The sequence below is a fragment of the Sphingomonas sp. NBWT7 genome (assembly GCF_014217605.1).
Classification (GTDB): Bacteria; Pseudomonadota; Alphaproteobacteria; order Sphingomonadales; family Sphingomonadaceae; genus Sphingomonas.
This window is the reverse complement of record NZ_CP043639.1, coordinates 1,097,249-1,109,939: the sequence shown is the minus strand read 5'-3', so window position 1 is coordinate 1,109,939 and position 12,691 is coordinate 1,097,249. Positions and strand designations below refer to the sequence as shown.

Sequence of the window (12,691 nt, the reverse complement as noted above, 5' to 3'; positions counted from 1 at the left end):
TCGTGCGCGCTGCCTCACGCCTGTGTCTCAAATGAAACAGTAGCAATAACGAACCGGCATCGTATGGCGGGTGGCATCGGACAGCGCTCGGAAGGGGTTTGAGAGGCAATGACTGCGCACGGTACGCCCGAGGATGGCGATCTTATCGGCAGCGACGGCAAGATCGTGGTGCCGCCGGATGTCGAGGACGCGATCCGCACGCTGCTGCGCTGGGCCGGCGACGATCCGGCGCGTGAAGGGCTGATCGACACGCCGCGCCGCGTCGCCCGGGCCTGGAAGGAATATTGCGCGGGCTATGCCGACGATCCCGCGCACCATCTGTCGCGGGTATTCGAGGAAGTGGGCGGATACGACGAGATCGTGCTGCTGCGCGATATTCCGTTCCAGTCGCACTGTGAGCACCACATGGCGCCGATCATCGGTCGCGCGCACATCGCCTATCTGCCGCGCAACCACGTGGTCGGGATATCGAAGCTCGCGCGCGTGCTGCACGCCTATGCCCGCCGGTTGCAGGTGCAGGAGCGGCTGACCGCGGAGATCGCGGACTGCATCTGGAACGGGCTGAAGCCCGAGGGCGTGGCGGTGGTGATCGAGGCGAGCCATGCGTGCATGACGGCGCGCGGCGTGCGAACGCCGGGCGTATCGATGGTGACGAGCCGGATGATGGGCGTGTTCCGCGACGACGAGCGCAGTCGCAAGGAAGTGCTGGCGCTGATGGGCATGCAGGGCCGCGCGTGACGCGCAGCGTCTTGGTGACGGGCGGGGCGAAGCGGCTAGGCGCCGCAATCGCCCGCGCCTGTGCCGCGGGCGGCTGGCGGGTCGTGATCCATTACGGCCGCTCGAAGGAGGCGGCGGAGGCGCTGGCGATCGAGATCGGCGGCGTGACGGTCGAGGGCGATCTGGCGACCATCGGTAATCTTTTCGACCGTGCGGTCGCGGCGAACGGCGGGCCGATTGATGCGCTCGTCAACAGCGCATCGCGCTTCGAGGAAGATCGCCCCGAGGCGATCGATGCCGATCTTGCTGCGCGGCTGTACGCGATCAACTGCACAGCGCCCGCGCTGCTCGCCGCCGCGCTCGCCGCGCAGCCGACGCTGGAGCGGGGCGCGGTCGTCAATTTGCTCGACCAGAAGCTCGCCAATCCCAACCCCGATTTTTTCTCCTACAGCCTGACCAAATACGCGCTCGCCGGCGCGACCGAGATGATGGCGATGGCCTTTGCGCCGCGCGTCCGCGTCAATGCGGTGGCGCCCGGGTTGACGCTGCCGAGCGGTGACCAAAGCGTCGACGAATTCGCTCGCGTGGCACGCGCCAACCTGCTCGAGCGCCCGGTCGGCGCGGCCAACGTCGCGGCGGCGGTCGCGTATCTGCTCGACGCGCCGAGCGTTACCGGGCAGACGATCTATGTCGACGCCGGGCAGCGCTTCGTGAAGCGCGACGGCGACATTATGTTCGACGGGCGCGATCGCGCTGCGATGGGCGGAACCGCGAATGGCTGACTATACGATCATCCTCGATCGGCTCGATATCGCCATGCGGCTCGGCATTCATCCGCACGAGGAAGCGCCGCAGCGGATCCGCATCGCGGTCGAGATGACGGTCAGCTACGCGACGCCGCCGAGCGCCGATGCGATCGACGAGGTGTTCAATTACGATTTCGTGCGCGACGGTATCCACGCCTTGGCGGCGGGGCGCGCCTTCGCGCTGCAGGAGACGTTTGTAGAGGCGATCGCCGCGCTGTGCCTGGGCGATCGGCGCGTGCAACAGGTACGCGTGCGATCGATGAAGCTCGACGTCTACCCCGATGCACGGGTCGCCTGCGAGATCGTCCGCCGCCGCTAGTCGTCTTCGCGGCGCGCGAGCCTGCGCCATGTCGCTGCCGCGACGGTAAAGAGGACCGACCAGACCAGCCAATCGATCGCGAACGCCGCTGAATTGAACGCGTCCTCGATCAGCGACAATCTGCCCGTCACCGACACGCCCGGCCGGTCGATGAGGAAGACGAGCGGCCAGCCGCCGCCGAAGCTTGCCTCGCTGGCGAAGACGAGATCGCGGTGGACGGCGACCGAGCAGCAGGCGAGGGCGAGCCCAGCGAGAGCGCGGACTGCGATGTAACCTGCAGCGCGAGTGGCGCGCGATCGCCTGTGATCCGCCGGGTTGGTCCCGTTCCTCCGCCCCACGCGGCGCACGCCCGCGCCGTCAGACGCGATTGGCCGCGCTGAGCACGGCGCGGACGCTGGCGGTGGCGATGTCCGTATCGATGCCGACGCCCCAGATCGTGCGGCCGTCCGCGCTGCGACATTCGAGATAGGCCACCGCCTGCGCACCGGCGCCGTGGCCGATGGCGTGTTCGGTATAATCGACGACGTCGAGGCTGGGTCCGGTCGATTCGGCGAGTGCGGCGATCACGCCCGAGATGAGGCCGTTGCCGCGCCCCGACAGCGAGCGCTCCTCGCCGTCGATCGCGATACGCCCGACGAACAGGCGATCCCCGACACTGCCCGTCTCGTCATAGTCACGCAGCACGAAGCGATCCGCCGCCGTCGGCAGGTAGGCGCGCTCGAACGCGCCCCAGATATCTGCGGCGTTGAGTTCGCGGCTCGTCTCGTCCGCCAGCGCCTGGACGTGGCGGCTGAAATCGGCCTGTAACCGCTTCGGCAGCTTCAACCCCTTGTCCTGCTCGATCACCCAGGCGACGCCGCCCTTGCCCGACTGCGAGTTGACGCGGATCACTGCCTCGTAGCTGCGACCGAGATCGACGGGGTCGATCGGCAGGTATGGCACTTCCCACAGATCGTCGTTGCGCGCCTCCTGCGCGGCGAACCCCTTCTTGATCGCGTCCTGGTGGCTGCCGGAGAAAGCGGTGAAGACGAGGTCACCCGCATAGGGCGTGCGGGGATGAACGGTGATGTTGGTGGCATATTCCACCGTCTTCACAATGCCGTCGATATCCGACAGGTCGAGCCCAGGGTCGACGCCCTGCGTGTACATGTTGAGCGCGACCGTCACGAGATCGCAATTGCCGGTACGCTCGCCATTGCCAAGCAGGCAGCCCTCGACGCGATCGGCGCCCGCCATCAGGCCCAGCTCGGCGGCGGCGACGCCGGTGCCGCGATCGTTGTGCGTGTGGAGGCTGATGACGACCGCTTCGCGATTGGGAATGTGGCGCCCGAAATATTCGATCTGGTCGGCATAGACGTTGGGCGTCGCGCATTCGACCGTGGCAGGCAGGTTGAGGATGATCGGATCGGCCGGCGTCGGGCGCAGCACGTCCATCACCGCGGCACAGACTTCCAGGCTGAAATCGACTTCCGCGGTGGAGAAGGTCTCCGGGCTGTACTCGAACTGCCAGCGCGTATCGGGTTTCTTTGCCGCTTCGTCGCGCAGCACCTTCGCGCCCTCGATCGCGATCGCCTTCACCTCGGCGCGGCTCATCCCGAAAACGATCCGGCGCCACGCCGGGCTGACGGCGTTGTAGAGGTGAACGATTGCGGTCCGCGCCCCGGCGAGGCTGCGGAAGCTCGTTTCGATCAGATCGCGCCGCGACTGCGTCAGCACCTGGATTGCGACGTCGTCGGGGATGCGGTCCGCGCGGATCAGGCCCGAGATAAAATCGAACTCGGTAGCCCCGGCGGAGGGAAAGCCGACTTCGATCTCCTTCAGGCCGATCTTGACGAGAAGGTCGAAAAATCGCGTCTTCTTTTCGGCGTCCATCGGGTCGATCAGCGCCTGATTGCCGTCGCGCAGATCGGTGGAAAGCCAGCGCGGCGCGCGAGTGATCGTCGTCGACGGCCAAGTGCGGTCCGGCATGTCGATGGTGGGGAAGGGGCGGTATTTAGTCGATGGATCGCGCAGCATGGGTGTCTCGCATCGCGGGAGGGGCGTGTCGGAGGCGTGGCCCTTAGGCGGATCGCGTGCCGCCCCACGGGCGCACGGCGGTGCTCGCGCCTAAGGGCGCGTAAGTCGAAGAAGGAGGCCGTGGCGGCAGATCATCGGAACGAGGGCGTGGCGCAGTTTCGCCGCGATGTCCAGCGCCGCAGGAATTTCATGCTTTCGTAACGGCTTGGCCGATAGCGCAGAGCCTTCGCCAAGCAAGCAACCCGAAAGGAACCCCGTGCGACAGATCCTCTACATCAGCACGGCGGCGCCATCGGCCGACATCGACGTCGCCGCGATCCTCGCCCAGTCGATGCGCAACAATCGGCGCGAGGGCGTGACCGGGCTGCTGTGGACCGACGAGCGGCGCTTCCTACAGGTGCTGGAGGGGCAGGACGCCGCAGTCCAGGGGGTGCTCGACCGCATCCGCCGCGATCCCCGCCACCGCGCGATCGTCGTGCTGCACGACCGCACCGTCGCGGCACGCGAATTTGGCGCGTGGGAAATGTCGCGGCGCGGGCCGAACGACGACGCGGACGCATTCGACGCACGCATGACGCAGCATCTCGCCGCCGCCTCATCAACAGTACGCGGCACGTTCGAAGGGCTGATCGCCGCTCGCCGCGCCGCGTAACCGCCGGCCGGATTACTTCTGGAAGGCGGCAGTGATCTTCAGCTTCACCTCGTCCGACACCATCGGAATGCCGTAGCCGACGTTGAACTCGCTGCGGCGGATCGACGTGGTGGCGGTGAAGCCGACATTCTCCTTGCCGCCCATCTGCGCCGGCATCTTGCCCGCGCCGTAGAAGGCGGCGTCGAGCGTTACCGGGCGGGTGACGCCGTTGAGCGTGAGGTTGCCGGCGATCTTCGCGGTCTGGCCCGAAGGCGTGACGCGCGTCGACACGAAGCGCGCGGGCGCGGGCGCGGCGCCGAAGAAGTCCGCGGCCTTGCCGGCGTCGGCGGGCTTCAGCAGATGCTTGGTGAGGCCCGCGCTCGCGGTGGTAACTTCGGCGACCGGGATCGAGACGTCGACCTTGGCGGCGGCGAGGTTCTTGGGATCGAGCGTCAGCGTGCCCGTGATGTTGCCGAACAGCCCGAAATAGGGCGTGAAGCCGAGGTGATCGACGGTCCATTCGACCAGCGTATGGCCCGCGTCGGCGGTGTAGGTGCCGCCGGTGATGGCGGCGGGATTTTTGCTGCCGGGCGCCTGCGTCGGCGGCTGCTGCGCGACGACCGCGGCGGTCAGCAGGGTGGAGAGCAGAAGGACGGGGGCGAAGCGCATCGAGAGGTCTCCCAGAATATCGTTGTGCGAGCAGACCATAGCTTCATGACAAAGGAAAGCGCGACGACGCGAAACGCCGCGTTTCGATCAGCCGGTAACGCCGACTTTCAGGTCGAAGCGGATCCGCACCCAGGCGCCGACCAACGGGCGGCCGTTGACGCGCGGCGGGCGCACCAGGAACTGCCATGCCGCCTGGCGCAGGCCGCGCGCGATGCCCGATCCCGGCGTCTCGCCCATCTCGCGGCAGTCCTCAACGCGGTTGCGCTCGATCGTGCGGCACATGACCATGCCCCAGCCGGAGTCGCGCTGCGGCGGCAGATAGGTGACGAGCTCGGCGCGGGTCGGCTCGCGCACCCATTCGGCATTGTAGAGCCGCTCGCCGTTGGGTCCGCCGCCGCCAGCGCCACCATCGGGCGATCCGCCGCCGCTGTCCGCGAGCGCCGTCGCGCCGCCCGCGTCATCGGCAGCGCGCGGGATGCGGCCGATGTTCGACGCGGCGAAATCGGCGCGCGACAGGTTGATGACGCCGGGCAGGACGATCGGCGGCGGGGGCAGCGCGGGCGGCGGCGGCGCGGCGCGCGGCGGCGTGACGCGACGTTCGGCGCGCTTCTCCTGCCGCTGCGTGCGGCGCTGCGCGGGCTCGGCCTTCGGCCCGGGCGGTGCGACGTCGAACGTGGTGAGCGGGCGACCGCCGCCGGGGGGCGGGAGGCGCAATCCGCCCATGCGGACGAGCACCAGGACGAGCAGCGCGACGAGCGCGAGCGCGATCGACAGCGAGGCGGCGCGGCTGCGCCACGTCGGCCGGGCAACATAAGTCGAGTGGATGAGGGACGCCGGCCGCATCGCCCCGCCGCCTAGTCGCAACGGGCAGCAGGAACAATGCGGGGGCGATCAGTTTGCCGCCAAGGCGATCAGTTCTTCGCCTTGTCGACCAGCTTGTTGGCACCGATCCACGGCATCATTGCGCGTAGTTCGGCGCCGGTCTTCTCGATCGGGTGCGCTTCTGCCGCCTTGCGCGCGGCCTTCAGCTCCGGCTGGCCGGCGCGGTTGTCGAGCACGAAATTCTTGACGAAGCGGCCCGACTGGATGTCGGCGAGAACGCGCTTCATCTCCTTCTTGGTCTCGTCGGTGATGATCCGCGGGCCGGTGGTGATGTCGCCATATTCGGCGGTGTTGCTGATCGAGTAGCGCATGTTCGCGATGCCGCCCTCGTACAGCAGATCGACGATCAACTTGGTTTCGTGGAGGCACTCGAAATACGCCATCTCGGGCGCGTAGCCGGCCTCGACCAGCGTCTCGAACCCGGCTTGGATCAGGTGGGTGATGCCGCCGCACAGTACCGCCTGCTCGCCGAACAGGTCGGTCTCGCACTCTTCCTTGAAGTTGGTCTCGATGATGCCCGACCGACCGCCGCCGACGCCGCTGGCATAGGCGAGCGCGATATCGTGCGCATTGCCGCTCGCGTCCTGGTGGATCGCGATGAGGCAGGGGACGCCGCCGCCCTTGGTGTACTCGCTGCGCACGGTGTGGCCGGGGCCCTTGGGCGCGATCATGATAACGTCGATGTCGGCGGGTGCCTCGATCAGCCCGAAGTGAACGTTGAGGCCGTGCGCGAAGGCGAGCGCGCTGCCGGGCTTCATGTTGCCCTTCAGGTCACTTTCCCAGATCGCGGCCTGATGCTCGTCGGGGGCGAGGATCATCAGGATGTCCGCCCAGCCGGCCGCTTCCTTGTTGCTCAATACCTTGAACCCCGCGCCTTCAGCCTTTTTTGCGGTCGCCGAGCCCTCGCGCAGCGCGATCGCGACATCCTTGACGCCGCTGTCGCGCAGGTTCTGCGCGTGCGCGTGGCCCTGGCTGCCGTAGCCGACGATGGCGATCTTCTTCGTCGCCAGCAGGTTCAGGTCGGCATCGCGATCGTAGTAGACACGCATTGTTGTACCCCTTCGTCAGTCTCCCGGCGGCGGGAAGCCTTGCCCCGCGACCGTCAGTGATTATCGATCCCCGCTCCGGCAGGGAGGACGGAAAAATGTCAGGCGGCGTCCTTGCCGCGCGCGATCGCGACGATGCCGGTGCGGGCGACCTCGATCAGCCCGACCTCACCCATCAGTTCGACGAACTTGTCGATCTTCTCGATCCCGCCGGTCACCTCGAACACGAACGACGAAGTGGTCGCATCGACGACGCGCGCACGATAGACCTCGGCGAGGCGAAGCGCCTCGATCCGGTGATCGCCCGTGCCCTGCACCTTGACCAGCGCGAGCTCGCGTTCGACGTGCGCGCCCTCGGCGGTGAGATCGCGGACCTTGTGCACCGGCACCAGCCGATCGAGCTGCGCGACGATCTGCTCGAGCATCGGCGCGCTCGCCGACGTGACGATAGTAATCCGGCTGACCGACTTGTCGGCGGTGATCTCGCTGACCGTCAGGCTTTCGATATTATAGCCGCGCGCGGTGAACAGGCCGGCGATCCGCGCGAGGATACCAGGTTCGTTGTCGACGATGACGGCGAGCGTGTGGCGCTCGGCTTTCTCGGATTTGATGTGCACTGTCGAAGTCCTTCTACCCCGCGCGGGGTGCGCGAGGGCGGGGCAGGTTTGAGGCGGAGCCGGCAGACGGCGGGATCAGACGAGCGCCTTGGCCTCGTCGTCCATCGTGCCCGATACCTCGTTCGCCTGCAGGATCATGTCGGTATGCGCCGCGCCGCTCGGGATCATCGGGAAGCAATTGGCAAGCTTCGCCACCATGCAGTCGACCATCACCGGCCCGTCATGCGCGAGCATCTCGGCGATCCCCGCCTCGAGCGCGTCGGGATGCTCGATGCGGATGCCCTTCCAGCCATAGGCTTCGGACAGCTTGACGAAATCGGGCAGCGAATCGGAGTAGCTCTCGGCGTAGCGACTCTCGTAGGTCAGCTCCTGCCACTGGCGGACCATCCCCATATATTCGTTGTTGAGGATGAAGACCTTGACCGGCAGGCGATATTGCGTCGCCGTCGCCAGCTCCTGGATGTTCATTTGGATCGACGCTTCGCCCGCGATGTCGATCACCAGCGCATTGGGATTGCCGAGTTGCGCGCCGATCGCAGCAGGCAGACCGTAGCCCATCGTGCCGAGCCCGCCGCTCGTCAGCCACTTATTAGGCTTCTCGAACCCAAAATGCTGCGCGGCCCACATCTGGTGCTGGCCGACCTCCGTGGTGATGATTGGATCACGCGCGTGGGTCGCCTCCCACAGCGCACGGACCGCGCGCTGCGGCATGATGATCTCGTCGTCCTTGGGGAAGTTGAGGCACTGGACCGCGCGCCACCCCTCGATCCGCCGCCACCATTCGCCGGTATCGGGCTTGGGATGCTGGCGCGCCTTCCAGATGCGGACCATGTCCTCCATCGCGTGACCGGCATCGGCGACGACGCCGAGATCGATCCGCACCGTCTTGTTGATGCTCGAACGATCGACGTCGATGTGCACCTTGCGGCTGTTGGGCGAGAAGGCGTCGAGGCGGCCGGTGACGCGATCGTCGAACCGCGCGCCGATCGCGACGATCAGATCGGCCTGGTTCATCGCCATATTGGCTTCGTAGGTGCCGTGCATGCCGAGCATGCCTAGGAACTGTGGCGAACTTGCCGGGAAGCAGCCAAGCCCCATCAGCGTCGAGGTGACCGGTGCGCCCGTGATGCGGGCGAGCTCGCGCAGCAGCTGCGACGCGCCTGGACCTGAATTGATGATCCCGCCGCCGGTGTAGAGGATCGGCCGCTCCGCCGCGGCGAGCATGTCGACGACCTGCTCGATCTCGCTGCGATCCGCCTTCACTGCCGGGCGATAGGTCTTGTGCTGGATCGGGCCGGGCTTGCTGTATTTGGCAGTGGCGACCTGCACGTCCTTGGGCACGTCGACGACGACCGGGCCGGGGCGGCCGGAGGTGGCGATATGGAACGCCTCGTGGATCACGCTGCCGAGCAGCGCGGGATCCTTCACCAAGTAATTATGCTTGGTGCAGTGGCGCGTGATACCGACGGTGTCGGCCTCCTGGAACGCGTCGGAGCCGATCAGCGTCGTCGGCACCTGGCCGGTGATGACGACCATCGGTATCGAATCGAGCAGCGCATCGGTGATGCCGGTGACGGCGTTGGTCGCGCCGGGGCCCGAAGTGACGAGCACGACGCCGGGCTTGCCGGTCGAGCGCGCATAGCCCTCCGCCGCGTGGGTCGCCGCCTGTTCGTGGCGCACCAGGATGTGGCGAATGCGCTTGGACCGGAAGAGCGCGTCGTAGATCGGGAGAACCGCGCCGCCGGGATAGCCGAAGATGACCTCCACGCCGAGATCGCACAGCGCCTCGACCAAGATGTCGGCTCCGCTCTTCTCAGTCACAATTCAATTCCTTCGCCAGATGCGAGCCCATTAGCCGCGTAGAGTGGCGGCGCGCTAGGCCATATAAAATTACGCGTCAACCGCAATCGTTGAAATATAATTCCAATTCACTTGGATTGGTGGAAGCTGTTCGCGGCCATGACGAGGGTGGCTGATGGCGAAACCACGTATATTGGCGCTTGGCATATCGGCGCGTCGCCACCTGCGCATCGGCGATTGCCGCGGTGCGATCGATTGTGCCGGCGAGCATGGCCGCGATCTGGGCGACGCCGATCGCGCGCCGCGCGGGCGCCTCTGCGGGTACGTCCGGGCGCGCGACCAGCGCCGCGACCTCCTCTATGGCGCCCTCATCGAACATCATGGCCAAGCGTCGGTCGATCCGCGCGAACAGCTCGGCGCGATCCGGCAGGACGATGAGCGGCAGCAATTGGACGCGATCCCCGATCCCGCCGACGCGCTCCGCATGCCACTCGGCGAGCGGCCGGCCTGTCGAGCGCACCACCTCAAGCGCACGGGCGACGCGGGTGGTGTCGGCGGGGGCGAGACGCGCGGCAGCCGTAGGATCGGCGAGGCGTAGTTCGGCGTGCGCCAGCGCGACGGGCAGCGCGCGGACCGCTTCCCGGATCGCGGGATCGATTGCCGGCACCGGCGCGATCCCGTCTAGCAGGGTGCGGAGGTAGAGACCGGTGCCTCCGACCAGAATCGGCAGCCGTGCCTGCGCCTGCGCCTGCGCGATCGTCTCGCGTGCCTCTGCCGCCCACGCCGCCACCGACCAGTCGGCAGCCGCATCAACGTGACCATAGAGCCGGTGCTCGGCGCGCGCCTCATCCGCCGGTGTCGGACGCGCAGTGATGATGCGCAGATCGCGGTACACTTGGCTCGCGTCGGCGTTGATGACGACGCCGTCGGTCCGCTCGGCCAGCGCGAGTGCGAGCGCCGACTTGCCGCTCGCGGTGGGCCCTGCGATGAGCGCGAGCTTCGGAAGGGGATCGTCCTTGTTCACTGCAACGCTGATAGCAGCCGGGCGGCTGATGCCACAGACTCTGTCGGAGGCGCAGGACCGGCTCGCTGACGCTGGCTGCGTGCCGACCAATGCCGGTTGGATCGACGAGGGCGATGCGGCCGACATCGTGTTCGCCAGCGCGCCGGCGGCGGCGCGGTCGGCGCTGGAGAGCGTCTTCGACTGCGTCGACGTGGTCGTCCAGCCGCTGGAAGGGCGGGCGAAGCGGCTGCTCGTTGCCGATATGGATTCGACGATGATCACCGTCGAGTGCATCGACGAGCTGGCCGATTATGCCGGCATCAAGCCGCAGATCGCCGCGATCACCGAGGCGGCGATGCGCGGCGAGTTCGATTTCGCCGCCGCGCTGAACGCGCGCGTTGCGCTACTCGCCGGGCTCGATGCGGTGGCGATCGAGCGGTGCCGCCGTGAGCGCGTGCGGCTGATGCCGGGCGCGCGGGCGCTGGTGCGCACGATGCGAGCGCACGGCGCCCGGACGGTGCTGGTGTCGGGCGGCTTCACCGCATTCGCCGATGCGGTGGGTGCCGAAATCGGCTTCGATCGCGTGATCGCCAACACGCTGACGATCACGGACGGTCGGCTAACTGGCACCGTCGGCAAGCCGATCGTCGATTCACGCACCAAGGAAGCGACGCTGCGCGCCGAGCGGGCGGACCTCGGGCTATCAGATTCGGCGACGCTGGCGGTGGGCGACGGCGCCAACGATCTGGCGATGATCGGCGTCGCCGGGCTGGGTGTCGCCTATCGCGCGAAGCCGGTGGTGGCCGAGGCGGCCGCGGCGCGGATCGACCATGGCGATCTCACCGCGTTGCTTTGGGCGCAAGGGATCGGCCGCCGCGACTGGGCGGCCGACTAAACCTGCGACGTCAGGGCGCGACGACGACGCAGCTGACGCCCGACTTGCGACATGCGGCCTGCGCTGCCGCCTTGGAGGCGAATCCCGTCGCCTGAAGCCGCGTGACGGCGCCCGCCTTGGCATAGCTCGCGCTGCCGCCGGTGCGCCCGCCGACCTTCGACCAGAGCGAGCGCGCGTTGCCCTCGTCGCGGAACGCGCCGAGCTGGATGCGCCAGGCGCCGCCGGATGCCGGCTTCGGCGTGGCGGGCGGGCGTGTCGCCGGAACGGGGCGCGGCGTGGGGACGGGCTTTGCCGCTGCAACTTTTGCGGGCGCAGGTGTAGCGCGGTCGTCCGAGGCGGGGCGGCCAGGTACGGAATAGCCCGCACCCGGTCCCGAACCCGGCGTCGGACGCGTCACGGATTTCGTCGGCACGGGCGCCGCCGCGCCGACCGCACGATCGGTGGGTGGCGGCGGCATCGTGGCGGCGAGCGCGCGCGCATCGGTCTCGTACTTGCGCGCGAGCGTCAAACCCTGCTGGCGCTGCGCCTCCGGGATATATTGGTCCATCTGCGCCAGCGTCTGCGACGCCTGCGGCAGCCCCTGCTGTGAGGAACGGGTCACGAGCGCGTAGGCGCGCACCCAATCCTTGGGCATTCCATCGCCGTTGAACAGCATCGTGCCCAGCACCAGCTGCGTGCGCTTCTCGTCGCGCGCGGCGGACTTCTCGAGCCACGGCAGTGCCTCGCTCTTCTTGCCGTCCTGGAACAGCGCGAGGCCATAATTGTCGATCGCCTGCATGTGGCCCTGCGCCGCGGCCTTGCGGAACCACTCGATCGCGACGGGCAGGTCGACGGGAACGCCGCGGCCAAGCTTGTACGCCTGACCCAGATTGAACTGCGCGTCGGCGTCTCCCGCTGCGGCGAGCGGCCGCCACGTATCGACGGCGGTGCGATAGTCGCCGCGGCTCCACGCATCGACGCCTTGCTTGACGTCGGCAAGCGCCGGCGCCGCCATCACGAGACCGGCGAGGCAGATCAGATACGTCTTGTTCATTCGTTGCACCCCATCACGCGCGCCGTTCCGGCTGCTACATGCCCGAGATAGCCGCGGCCGACTAGGGCCGGATAGCCGGCCGGCGATCGGCCCGCCAGCGCCTCCTTTACGCTTCCTTAGCCACCTTCGTGCCAGGGCAGATGGTGAACAGGAATAAGGTGTCACACGGCCGATGCGCGTTCTCGCGTTTACATCGCAACAGGGAGGCTCCGGCAAGACGATGCTGACGGGGCACCTGGCGGTGCGGCCGCAGCATA

General features: G+C 67.7%; 14 protein-coding genes. 5 read left to right on the top strand and 9 right to left on the bottom strand.

Annotated elements, in window-relative coordinates; genetic code table 11:
• The first annotated feature begins 108 nt into the window (after positions 1-108).
• The 3 genes from folE to F1C10_RS05525 are packed head-to-tail and all read left to right on the top strand — an operon-like array spanning position 109 to position 1,842.
• Positions 109-738 (top strand): GTP cyclohydrolase I FolE, encoded by a 630-nt coding sequence (gene folE / locus F1C10_RS05535; RefSeq protein ID WP_185209486.1) that lies wholly within the window; start codon positions 109-111, stop codon positions 736-738.
• On the top strand, positions 735-1,499 hold the full coding sequence (locus tag F1C10_RS05530; protein WP_185209484.1) for an SDR family oxidoreductase: 765 nt from the start codon (positions 735-737) through the stop codon (positions 1,497-1,499). Before folE ends, F1C10_RS05530 begins: the two co-directional genes overlap by 4 nt.
• Positions 1,492-1,842, top strand: coding sequence for a dihydroneopterin aldolase (locus F1C10_RS05525; protein ID WP_185209482.1), 351 nt, complete (start codon positions 1,492-1,494; stop codon positions 1,840-1,842). Before F1C10_RS05530 ends, F1C10_RS05525 begins: the two co-directional genes overlap by 8 nt.
• On the opposite strand, the gene F1C10_RS05520 is transcribed toward F1C10_RS05525, so the two are convergent.
• Entirely contained in the window at positions 1,839-2,180 is a 342-nt protein-coding gene (locus F1C10_RS05520) for a hypothetical protein (protein ID WP_185209481.1), read from the bottom strand. The genes F1C10_RS05525 and F1C10_RS05520 overlap by 4 nt on opposite strands.
• Before the next feature lie 19 nt (positions 2,181-2,199).
• Positions 2,200-3,858 carry a 2-isopropylmalate synthase gene (gene leuA / locus F1C10_RS05515; RefSeq protein WP_185209479.1) on the bottom strand — a complete coding sequence of 553 codons (1,659 nt, stop codon included), beginning with the start codon at positions 3,856-3,858 and terminating at the stop codon, positions 2,200-2,202.
• Between the two features lie 256 nt (positions 3,859-4,114).
• On the opposite strand from leuA, the gene F1C10_RS05510 reads away from it, so the two are divergent.
• Positions 4,115-4,510 carry a BLUF domain-containing protein gene (locus F1C10_RS05510; RefSeq protein ID WP_185209477.1) on the top strand — a complete coding sequence of 132 codons (396 nt, stop codon included), beginning with the start codon at positions 4,115-4,117 and terminating at the stop codon, positions 4,508-4,510.
• Between the two features lie 12 nt (positions 4,511-4,522).
• Here the strand turns inward: F1C10_RS05510 and F1C10_RS05505 are convergent, their stop codons facing one another.
• The 6 genes from F1C10_RS05505 to miaA all read right to left on the bottom strand — a co-directional run bounded on the left by F1C10_RS05505 (position 4,523) and on the right by miaA (position 10,527).
• Positions 4,523-5,158 (bottom strand): YceI family protein, encoded by a 636-nt coding sequence (locus F1C10_RS05505; RefSeq protein WP_185209475.1) that lies wholly within the window; start codon positions 5,156-5,158, stop codon positions 4,523-4,525.
• Between the two features lie 87 nt (positions 5,159-5,245).
• Positions 5,246-6,001 (bottom strand): hypothetical protein, encoded by a 756-nt coding sequence (locus tag F1C10_RS05500; protein ID WP_185209473.1) that lies wholly within the window; start codon positions 5,999-6,001, stop codon positions 5,246-5,248.
• Positions 6,002-6,069: 68 nt separating this feature from the next.
• The gene (gene ilvC / locus F1C10_RS05495) at positions 6,070-7,089 is read right to left on the bottom strand and encodes a ketol-acid reductoisomerase (RefSeq protein ID WP_185209471.1); all 1,020 of its coding nucleotides are present in this window, start codon (positions 7,087-7,089) and stop codon (positions 6,070-6,072) included.
• 98 nt (positions 7,090-7,187) lie between these two features.
• A complete protein-coding gene (ilvN, locus tag F1C10_RS05490; RefSeq protein ID WP_085810205.1) occupies positions 7,188-7,703 on the bottom strand; it encodes an acetolactate synthase small subunit in 516 nt (171 codons plus the stop codon).
• Positions 7,704-7,778: 75 nt separating this feature from the next.
• Entirely contained in the window at positions 7,779-9,524 is a 1,746-nt protein-coding gene (locus tag F1C10_RS05485) for an acetolactate synthase 3 large subunit (RefSeq protein WP_185209469.1), read from the bottom strand.
• Between the two features lie 76 nt (positions 9,525-9,600).
• Entirely contained in the window at positions 9,601-10,527 is a 927-nt protein-coding gene (miaA, locus tag F1C10_RS05480; protein ID WP_185209467.1) for a tRNA (adenosine(37)-N6)-dimethylallyltransferase MiaA, read from the bottom strand.
• Between miaA and serB the strand changes: the two genes are divergently transcribed.
• A complete protein-coding gene (gene serB, locus F1C10_RS05475; protein WP_185209465.1) occupies positions 10,520-11,401 on the top strand; it encodes a phosphoserine phosphatase SerB in 882 nt (293 codons plus the stop codon). The two genes, miaA and serB, sit on opposite strands and share 8 nt — an antisense overlap.
• Before the next feature lie 10 nt (positions 11,402-11,411).
• On the opposite strand, the gene F1C10_RS05470 is transcribed toward serB, so the two are convergent.
• Entirely contained in the window at positions 11,412-12,434 is a 1,023-nt protein-coding gene (locus tag F1C10_RS05470; protein ID WP_185209463.1) for an SPOR domain-containing protein, read from the bottom strand.
• Positions 12,435-12,691: the final 257 nt, after the last annotated feature.